Origin of the sequence: Francisella sp. 19S2-4 (genome assembly GCF_036281795.1) — a bacterium.
In the GTDB taxonomy this organism is placed as follows: domain Bacteria; phylum Pseudomonadota; class Gammaproteobacteria; order Francisellales; family Francisellaceae; genus Francisella.
The window spans coordinates 1-9,596 of the sequence record NZ_JAWUZH010000062.1; the positions used below are offsets into that span (position 1 = coordinate 1).

Genomic DNA, 9,596 nt, shown 5'->3' on the forward strand with positions numbered 1-9,596 from the left:
AAATACTAATATCTGTAACATCTGTATTTTACAAAATATATCTAACAATTTGGGATATTAATTCAACAGTCTTTAATTATATTTATCTGCACATTTTTTTAGGTATTACCTCCTGTAGTGGCTTATTACTCATAAAATAAGAATGCCTATATCAAACATATAAAACTGCTATTTTTTGTTGAGTTATATTAGAAAAATAATTAACTCGCAGAATTTACTTTTTTTCTATTAAAAAATTGCTTATCATTAAGCATCCTTATTAAACTATAGAACCTAAAGATGCAAAAATCTTCAAAAAAACCTTTGGTTTCTATAAAAAACCTATCCAAGCAATTTGATGATGGGCATTTAGCAGTTGACTCAGTCAACCTGGAAGTCTACCCAAAGGAGTTTTTTTCGCTACTTGGCGGTTCAGGTAGCGGTAAAAGTACTCTTCTAAGAATGCTAGCAGGGTTTGAAAAACCAACTGATGGTAAAATCATTATTGATGGTGTAGATATGTCAAATACTCCACCATATAAAAGACCTGTGAATATGATGTTCCAATCATATGCGCTATTCCCCCATATGAATATTAAACAAAATATCATGTTTGGGCTTAAACAGGAAAAATCTCTAAGTAAAGAAGATATCGAGAAAGCTACAGATAGAGCCCTTAAAATTATAAAAATGGATCATCTATCTAAAAGAAAGCCTCATCAATTATCTGGTGGTCAACGACAACGTGTTGCTCTAGCAAGATGTTTAGCTAAAAGACCGAAACTTATATTACTTGATGAACCATTATCAGCTTTAGATAAAAACCTGCGTGATCAGATGCAGTTTGAACTTGTTGATATTCAAGAGCAAACTGGAAGTACCTTTATTATGGTAACTCACGATCAAGAAGAAGCTATGACAATGTCTACTAGAATAGGCATAATGTCTGAAGGATGGTTAGAACAAGTAAGTACTCCTTCTGAAATATATGAGTTTCCAAAAAGTAAATTTGTCGCTAACTTTATTGGTAAAAGTACAATTTTTGAAGGTCGCGTTGAAGAAGTAGATAGAACTCAAAGTGTAATAACTTCTGAACAGGCTGGAACATCTTTTGTACTACAAAGAAATATTGAAGCTATAGAAGATCAAGAAATTTGGATTGGCTTACGACCAGAAAAAATAGCTATAAGTAAAGAAAAACCTGATGATTATAACCCTCAAGCTCCTGTAAACTGTATTAAAGGTGTTGTTGAAGATATTGCATATATGGGCGGATTATCTACTTATCATGTAAGGACAACAAATGGCTATATAATAAAATCAACTGATTTTAATATCGAGAGAAATGCTGATCATCCTTCATGGGATGATGAAGTATATCTTACTTGGGAATCAGAAAATATAATGGTACTGTATTCATAATGCAAAACTTAGAAAAAAGCTTTAGACATACGATCGTCTATCTAATACCTTTTGTATGGTTTGTGGTATTTTTACTTGTTCCTTTTTTATTTGTAGTTGGTATAAGTTTTACTTTACCTGCAGATGGAACTCCTCCTGTAACACCAATATTAGCTTACAAACAAGCAACTCTTCATTTCACTCTATATTTAAGTAACTATATTGAGCTAGCCCATTATAATCTAGTTTTTATATCTTTGCTTAAGTCTCTTAAAGTTGCTTTTATAACGACAGCTTTATGTATTTTGATTGGCTACCCTATGGCGCTAGCTTTATCAAGGGCAAAAAAAAATACCCAGCTTTTTTTCTTAATACTAATAGTTATACCATACTGGACTTCTTTCTTACTTAGAACTTATGCATGGGTAACATTACTTGGCAATCATACTTTAAATGAATTTCTAATGAGCTTAGGTTTACCTAGCATGGCCTTGCTTTATAATGATTTTTCAATGTATTTAGGTATGGTTTACTGTTACTTACCATTTTTAGTATTACCATTATACAGCACCTTAATAAAAATAGATCCAATCCTCTATGATGCAGCTGAGGATTTGGGATCTAAGCCAATTAACTCATTTTTTAAAATAACTGTGCCTCTATCTATGCCAGGACTAATTGCCGGGAGTTTATTAATCTTTATTCCTGCGATTGGTGAAGTAGTTGTACCTCAAATTATGGGAGGTATGAACTCGCTAATGATAGGTAATGTTATTTGGGAAGAATTCTTTACATCTAATAATTGGGGAATGGCTGCAGCAATATCTGTAGTGCTGATAGTTGTTCTAGTACTACCTATCTTATGGATGCAACGAATCCAAACAAAAAGAACTTTTGTATAGGGAGAAATAAGCAATGAAAAAATTTACATTTAGTAATATTATGCTTATTTTAGGTTTAATATTTCTATATATACCTCTTGTAATCTTAATTATTTTCTCATTTAGTAATTCGCAAATAATTAATTTATGGGGTGGTTTTACTTTTGATTGGTACCATGAAGTTATTCATGATGAAGATATTATTAATGCAACATTTACTAGCTTAAAAATTGCGATTATAACATCTATTATATCAACTATACTAGGAACAATAGTTGCATATGCTATGACTAGGTTTAGATTCTTTAGATCTAGAACTTTTCTATATGGTCTTGTTGCAACTCCGTTAGTTCTTCCTGATATTATTCTAGGTGTTGCTTTACTACTGATGTTTTCAACACTGCAGCATCTAATTGGCTGGCCTCATGAACGTGGAACGACTACTGTTGTTATTGCACATGTAACAATGTGTACAGCTTATGTAACAATAGTAATGCAATCCAGAATAGCTAGTGTTGATATTTCTTTAGAAGAAGCTGCTTTAGACTTAGGTGCAGGACCTATAAAAACATTCTTTGCTATTACTCTGCCTCAGCTATTGCCAGCGATTATCACATCAATGCTATTAACGTTTACATTATCTATTGATGATCTTGTTGTTACGGAGTTTGTTGCTGGAAGCGATAACCCTACACTACCTATGTATATCTACTCTACTGTTAAAAATGGACCAACTCCAGAAATAAACGCTTTAGCAACGATTATGATTGGCATAATTGTAATTGGTGTTTTAGCAGGTATGTTTATTTCTATGAAGTTTCAAAAGAAAGTAAAATAAAACTATTCAAAAATCATCATTACAATAGATAATATAAGCAATAACCCTAATACTAAATTAAATATTTTCAAATGCCTTTTATCGCTTAAGATTACTTTTACAAAGTTACCTCCAAACAACCAAAGCGCTGTACAACAAAATGAAACAACCATCACAACTATTGATATTATAATCACTTGAATAAACAAGGCCATATTCGCATTGATAATAGTATAAGTAGAGATAACCCCGATTGCCATCACCCAAGCTTTAGGGTTTACCCATTGAAATAATATTGCTTGTTTAAAACCTAATGGTTTGCTATTTTTAGCATCACTATGATAACTTGATGATAGTATTATTTTTATAGCTAACCAAATCATATATATAGCACCAACAACTTTTATTATTAGGTGTAATTTTGGATAACTTACAAAGATAGTCTCTAAACCAAGCCCAACAATTAGAACCATAAGAGGAAACCCTAAACATATACCAACATAATGAGGTAATGTTCTTCTAACACCAAACTTTATTGAAGATATCAATAACATCAAATTATTTGGTCCAGGTGTAACTATAGCTGAAATACAGAATAAAAATAAAGGTAAATAGAAGCTCATAAAATATATATAATATAAAGATACACATTATATCTAAAAACTAAAATCTATAATACTTTTTATAGCATATATTAGCAAATAGTATTAATAATATTTTTTATTGAAATTATTATATAGAAAATATAGATATAAAATAAAGATTAAAATTAATATTTAATTATTCGTCAACTGAAACAAGTTTACGATTTAAAGCACCACCAGTATGGAATTTAACATGTCCATCTTTAAGCGCAAATAAAGTATGATCTTTACCACAACCAACATTTACACCTGGATGAGTTTTAGTACCTCTTTGACGCAGGATAATAGTACCTGCTTTTACGAACTCACCACCATATCTTTTAACACCTAAATACTTAGGATTTGAATCTCTTCCGTTTCTAGTACTACCACCAGCTTTCTTATGAGCCATTTGTATACTCCTTAAATATTCTTAATAAAATTATAAACTAATAGATGAAACTTTTACCGCTGTAAAATACTGACGGTGACCTTGCTGCTTCATGCTGTGCTTACGACGACGGAACTTCATAATTTTAACTTTCTTATGACGTCCTTGTTCTACAACTTCACCAACAACTTTAGCACCTTCTACAACAGGAGCGCCTACTTTAACTTCTCCCTCTGCAGTTTGTCCCATTAAAACTGTATCAAATTCAACTTTCTCACCAATACCAAGATCAAATTTCTCTAGCTTAACTACTTCGCCTTCTTTTACCTTGTATTGCTTACCGCCATTTTTAATTATCGCGTACATTTATTACTCCATTTATTAGATTTTAAATTCTCAGAACTATCTATATCTTTATAGACTTCTGACTTTTTGTTATTATTCAAATCTGTCTAGATAAAAACTAGACACTGTATTATAACAAAAAATAATATAATGACAAACACAGATTTAACTTTTTGATGTTTTAGTTAAAAATATATAAATTAAGATAGCTCCTATTAAAACAACTGCTGCCACCATATATAAAGCCAAAGATATAGAAGCTGTAGAATCAATGATATAGCCTACTAGATATGGAGTCACAAAGCCGGACAAATTGCCCACAGAATTTATAATAGCTATCGCAATTGCTGCTGCCATACCACTTAATATTGCTGCTGGTAAACTCCAAAATAGTGGAATTAAAGTTAATATTCCAGCTGTTGCTAAAGACATAAATACTAACGATATATAAGTATTACCACCGAATAGACCAATTCCGACAAAACCTATAGCTGCCATTGCACTTACTCCAATCAAATGATACTTTCTTTCTTTGAAGTAATCAGAACTTGCACCAACAGCTATCATCACAATTACAGCAAATATATATGGTATTGCAGATATTAAACCAATCATAAAGATATTTGTTACTCCAGAATCCTCAATTAACGTTGGCAAATAGAAACTAATAGCATACAAACCTGTAATTCCACAGAAATAAATTAGTGATAACCACCAAACTCTAATATCTAAAAAGATAGCTGACTTTTTATATTGGATATGTGTTGAGCTATCTTGTTTTAATTGCTGATGCAGATAATCTCTTTCCTGCTGATTTAACCATTTTGCTTTATCAACTGAACTTAAAATCCTTGGAGCCATAAAGCCAAGAATAATTGTTGGAATTCCCTCAATTAAAAATAGCATTCTCCAACCATCATAGTGATACTGATTAAAAACGTCCATTATAAAACCTGAAATTGGACCTCCCAATATACCTGAGATAGCAGTCGCACTAAAGAATATAGCTGTTACTTTAGCTCTCTTATATGAAGGATACCATTCTGATAAATAATAAATAACTCCAGGGAAAAACCCTGCTTCTGCTAAACCTAATGTAAATCTTAGAACATAATACTCATTAGCTGAGTTAATAAACATAGTACAAGCTGATAGTATCCCCCAAACTACCATCAAAAAGCCTAACCATCGGCTTGGACCTATTTTAACTAAAAGGTAATTACTAGGGACTTCAAATATGAAATAACCAATAAAAAATATCCCAGCACCAAAACCATAGACTGTCTCAGAGAGTGACAAGCCTGAGATCATCTGTATCTTAGCAAATGATACATTTACTCTATCAAGATATGCCAGTGTATAACAAATTAAAAGGAAAGGCATAATTCGCCAACTAATTTTTTTATAAATACTATCGTCCATAACTAAAAATTAATTTTAAGTAGTAAATTTAATATATATGAAATATTTGGCAAAATAAAATACAATATACCTAAAACTTCTTAAACCTAAATCCTTATGAAAATTGTAATTGCTCCGGACTCTTTTAAAGAATCACTATCAGCTATTGAAGTATGTAATGCAATAGAAAATGGATTTAAAAAAACCCTCCCCTATGCAGAGTATATTAAAGTACCTGTTGCAGATGGAGGTGAAGGATCACTTGAGGTAATAGAAAATAACCTTACTACAGCACAAAATATTAGTGTAAAAGTTAAATCTCACTTAGGTAATGAAATTGTAGCTAAATATTTAGTCAATGATGATACTGCTATTATAGAGCTAGCCCAATGCTGTGGTCTAAATCTATATCCTAAAAATCAAAGAACCCCTCTTATAGCAAATACTTATGGTTTTGGAGAGCTTATTATAGATGCATTAAATAGAGGTATTAGAAAGTTTATTTTAACTCTTGGAGGCAGCGGTACTAATGATGCTGGCATAGGTTTATTACAAGCATTAGGAGTTAGATTTTTAAATGATAAAAATGAAGTTATCACTCGCTGTTATCCAAAGAATATATCTGAAATTAAAACTATCAATCTAGACAACTTTGATAATAGAATCAAAGAGTCTAGTTTTAAAATTGCTTGTGATGTTAACAATGTACTATGTGGTAAAAGTGGTGCAACCTATACTTTTGGTAAACAGAAAGGTCTAATAGACGACCAACTCGATGAAATAGATAAAGCAATAAAAGTTTTTGCCAAGCTTTGTAAAAAGACTCTAAATAAAGATTCAGAAAATCTTGCTGGTGTTGGAGCTGCTGGCGGAACAGGGTTTGCTTTAGCTACTTTTCTTGATGCTGAATTAGTTTCTGGTGCAGAATTAATTTTAGAAACTATCAACTTTGATAACCATCTTAATGCTGCTGATATAGTAATAGTTGGTGAAGGTAAAATGGATAAACAAAGCTTATGTGGTAAGATTCCTATTACCGTTGCTCGGAAAGCTAAAAGTTATAATGTCCAAAAAGTAATTGCGATAGTGGGTAGTTATGAGCTCAAAGAATCTGACATTGGCAACTCTGCAATAGATGCCATATTTTCATGTATAACTCACTATACAGATTTAGAGACTATCCTTGCTAACGCTGCTAAAAATATAGAACAAACAGCAAATAATATTGCTAAAATCATCAGACTGTAACTACTAGTTTAATATTTTAATTGGTTTTAACATAGACCTCATGCCATAAAACTATTTTATTTTTATCATCATACTTTAACCATAATATTGCCTCAAAAGTATCTATAGAACCATCAATTCGAGTCACTTTTGCTAGCATTGGCAGTACAACTGATTTACTATCAACAATTTTATCTTTAACAAAATAATCAATATCTTTTATTGTTGCTCTAAAGCCTTGTAAAAAATCTAAATATGTTTGATGATCAACATTAAGATAACTCCGACCATTCGCAAAAACATCAAATTTATCAGCAAAAACTTGAGATATCTTATCAATACTAAGATCACTATTGTATATTAAGTATTTCCTATTCCACGCTAATAATTTATTTACCAACTCAATCATAAATCTCTTCTCTTTATAACACCAACAATCTGCCAAATGATCATTCACTAACCCAGTTGCTTGCATATAAGCATAAATAATTGTTGGTCCAACAAAACTCATTCCTCGCTTTTTTAAATCTTTTGAAATTTTCTCACTAATATCTGTAGATACGGGAACATCTTTATAGCTTTGCCAACTATTTTTAATAGGTTTATGATTTACAAATCCCCATAGATAGTTACAAAAACTCTTAAACTCTTTTTGGATTTTAAGAAATATTTGAGCATTTTTTCTAGCAGAATAAATCTTTAATTTATTACGAATAATTTCTGGATTTGATCGTAAAGATTCAAGCTCCATATCTGACATACTAGCAACTTTTATAGGGTCAAAATTATAGAAAGCATCTCGATAGCCTTGACGTTTTTTTAAGATAGTTTCCCAACTTAAACCTGCTTGAGCCCCTTCAAGTATAAGAAGCTCAAAAAGCTCTCTATCATCATATTTTGGGATACCCCATTCATTATCATGATACTCAGCATAGATTTCTTGACCTTCCTTATCACCAAAACAACGTTTCTTACTTTGCAAACCACACTCAAACATTCAAGTTAATATATTTATGATTATAACTAACTATGCATATAAATGTCATGCTGAATTTATTTGAGCAATTCACTGTAAGTATTTATTTAATTGAAATCTTGAAACAAGTCTAGAATCGTAAATCTACGGCTTTTAATATAGTATGTTTTCCTAAACACTATCATTATTCTTAGGAACCCATAGATCAGCTAGTTGTGAAGCATCCACTTGTGTAGTGACCTGATTGCTACCTCCTACACTACCTCCATCTATATCATCATCTGACACATTAGCTGCTAATATCTCAGCCATTTTATTTGCATTTGCTGCTAATTGCATCTGAAACTCATCATTTGCATCTATTATTAGAGCATCATTATATTGTGACTCAAAATAATCATCTACAATTATTGATGATAGTTGATCTCTAAAGTTAATCTGTAAATCATTATCAGCTCGTGAGAATAATATATCATCTTTTGAAATATCATTTAGTTTCAATGTATCTGTAGAACCACCTCCTGCTAGATTGATAGTATCATTACCATCACCAGTAGAATACTCATAAGTATCTGAACCTGCCCCTCCAGCTAAGATATCATCACCTTGACCACCAATAAGAATATCGCCTTTATCAGACCCTTTTAACTTATCATTACCATCTTTAGCATCAATATGATTTGTGTATCCTTTTTTAGCACAAATCACATCATTACTATCGGTCCCAAATGTTATTGGTTGGACAGTTGACAAATCAATAATTTCTCCATTTGTAAAACTTAAGCTTTGTACCTTTGTTTCATATTTATTAGATTTATAAAACTTTTTCACTAATAATCCTTGCGTCGGGTTTCCATCTACTTGAATAAATAAATCTTTTCCTTTACGTATATAATTTAATTTTTCATTTGATATACCTTCACCGAATAATATTTTATCTGTATGATTTGTATCTGATATCTTATCTGCTTTAATAATATCTAAACCATCACCTAAATTATAAACAATGGTATTATTTCCAGACTGGCCATTAATAATATCATTACCTAACCCCCCAATAAGAGTATCATCCCCAGCTCTAGCTTTGAGGATATCATCTCCTCGCCCTCCAATAAGAATATTATTATTTCTATTAGCAACTAATGTATCAGAGTCATCCCCACCTATTTCAATATCTGGCTTATTTAATTTAGTTCCATCTGAAAATTCAAATAATTTTATTGTACTATTTTGGAAATCTTTAATAATTAATTGATCTTCTTTTGAATTTTTAAATGTAACATGGATATCTTCACCTTTACGCATAAAGCTTATATCTTCTTTGCTTAATTCATCCCCAAAACTAATTACGTCACGAGCTTTTTTATCTTTTTCAGCCGATACCTCTACTATAGTATCAACACCATCACCCTTATTAAATACATAAGTATCTGTCCCCTCACCTCCAAAAAGAGTGTCATTACCAGACCCTCCTAAAAACTGTTGAATTAATATCCCAAATTGTTAGATATATTTTGTAAAATACAGATGTTACAGATATTAGTATTTTAATTTT

At 31.2% G+C, this 9,596-nt stretch carries 9 protein-coding genes and 2 pseudogenes; 4 read left to right on the forward strand and 7 right to left on the reverse strand.

Features of this window, described 5'->3' with window-relative positions; genetic code table 11:
• The first annotated feature begins 279 nt into the window (after window positions 1–279).
• The 3 genes from R8535_RS10170 to R8535_RS10180 are packed head-to-tail and all read left to right on the forward strand — an operon-like array spanning window position 280 to window position 3,099.
• On the forward strand, window positions 280–1,401 hold the full coding sequence (locus R8535_RS10170) for an ABC transporter ATP-binding protein (RefSeq protein ID WP_329498951.1): 1,122 nt from the start codon (window positions 280–282) through the stop codon (window positions 1,399–1,401).
• Window positions 1,401–2,282, forward strand: a complete 882-nt coding sequence (locus tag R8535_RS10175) for an ABC transporter permease (RefSeq protein WP_329498953.1) — start codon at window positions 1,401–1,403, stop codon at window positions 2,280–2,282. The genes R8535_RS10170 and R8535_RS10175 overlap by 1 nt, the downstream gene beginning before the upstream one ends.
• Before the next feature lie 13 nt (window positions 2,283–2,295).
• On the forward strand, window positions 2,296–3,099 hold the full coding sequence (locus R8535_RS10180) for an ABC transporter permease subunit (RefSeq protein WP_329498955.1): 804 nt from the start codon (window positions 2,296–2,298) through the stop codon (window positions 3,097–3,099).
• Between the two features lie 2 nt (window positions 3,100–3,101).
• Here R8535_RS10180 and R8535_RS10185 read toward each other — a convergent pair whose 3' ends face one another.
• The 4 genes from R8535_RS10185 to R8535_RS10200 form a co-directional block, all read right to left on the reverse strand.
• Window positions 3,102–3,701, reverse strand: coding sequence for a LysE family translocator (locus R8535_RS10185; RefSeq protein ID WP_329498956.1), 600 nt, complete (start codon window positions 3,699–3,701; stop codon window positions 3,102–3,104).
• Between the two features lie 157 nt (window positions 3,702–3,858).
• Window positions 3,859–4,113, reverse strand: a complete 255-nt coding sequence (rpmA, locus tag R8535_RS10190) for a 50S ribosomal protein L27 (RefSeq protein ID WP_329498957.1) — start codon at window positions 4,111–4,113, stop codon at window positions 3,859–3,861.
• Window positions 4,114–4,143: 30 nt separating this feature from the next.
• Window positions 4,144–4,458, reverse strand: a complete 315-nt coding sequence (rplU, locus tag R8535_RS10195; RefSeq protein WP_040010512.1) for a 50S ribosomal protein L21 — start codon at window positions 4,456–4,458, stop codon at window positions 4,144–4,146.
• A 144-nt stretch (window positions 4,459–4,602) separates the two neighbouring features.
• A complete protein-coding gene (locus R8535_RS10200; protein ID WP_329498960.1) occupies window positions 4,603–5,859 on the reverse strand; it encodes an MFS transporter in 1,257 nt (418 codons plus the stop codon).
• 96 nt (window positions 5,860–5,955) lie between these two features.
• On the opposite strand from R8535_RS10200, the gene R8535_RS10205 reads away from it, so the two are divergent.
• Window positions 5,956–7,086 (forward strand): glycerate kinase, encoded by a 1,131-nt coding sequence (locus R8535_RS10205; protein WP_329498962.1) that lies wholly within the window; start codon window positions 5,956–5,958, stop codon window positions 7,084–7,086.
• Between the two features lie 409 nt (window positions 7,087–7,495).
• On the opposite strand, the pseudogene R8535_RS10210 reads toward R8535_RS10205, so the two are convergent.
• From R8535_RS10210 to R8535_RS10885, 3 genes and pseudogenes are all read right to left on the reverse strand, one after another.
• A pseudogene (locus tag R8535_RS10210) lies at window positions 7,496–8,047 on the reverse strand (DNA-3-methyladenine glycosylase I); the annotation flags it as partial.
• A 165-nt stretch (window positions 8,048–8,212) separates the two neighbouring features.
• Entirely contained in the window at window positions 8,213–9,346 is a 1,134-nt protein-coding gene (locus tag R8535_RS10215) for a calcium-binding protein (protein WP_329498964.1), read from the reverse strand.
• 108 nt (window positions 9,347–9,454) lie between these two features.
• Window positions 9,455–9,535: pseudogene (locus R8535_RS10885) on the reverse strand (hypothetical protein); the annotation flags it as partial.
• Between the last annotated feature and the right edge of the window lie 61 nt (window positions 9,536–9,596).

Coding starts and splice junctions, on each gene's coding strand:
- R8535_RS10170 (WP_329498951.1), top strand. CDS start 280: ATGCAAAAATCTTCAAAAAAACCTTTGGTTTCTATAAAAAACCTATCC.
- R8535_RS10175 (WP_329498953.1), top strand. CDS start 1,401: ATGCAAAACTTAGAAAAAAGCTTTAGACATACGATCGTCTATCTAATA.
- R8535_RS10180 (WP_329498955.1), top strand. CDS start 2,296: ATGAAAAAATTTACATTTAGTAATATTATGCTTATTTTAGGTTTAATA.
- R8535_RS10185 (WP_329498956.1), bottom strand. CDS start 3,701: ATGAGCTTCTATTTACCTTTATTTTTATTCTGTATTTCAGCTATAGTT.
- rpmA (WP_329498957.1), bottom strand. CDS start 4,113: ATGGCTCATAAGAAAGCTGGTGGTAGTACTAGAAACGGAAGAGATTCA.
- rplU (WP_040010512.1), bottom strand. CDS start 4,458: ATGTACGCGATAATTAAAAATGGCGGTAAGCAATACAAGGTAAAAGAA.
- R8535_RS10200 (WP_329498960.1), bottom strand. CDS start 5,859: ATGGACGATAGTATTTATAAAAAAATTAGTTGGCGAATTATGCCTTTC.
- R8535_RS10205 (WP_329498962.1), top strand. CDS start 5,956: ATGAAAATTGTAATTGCTCCGGACTCTTTTAAAGAATCACTATCAGCT.
- R8535_RS10215 (WP_329498964.1), bottom strand. CDS start 9,346: ATGCGTAAAGGTGAAGATATCCATGTTACATTTAAAAATTCAAAAGAA.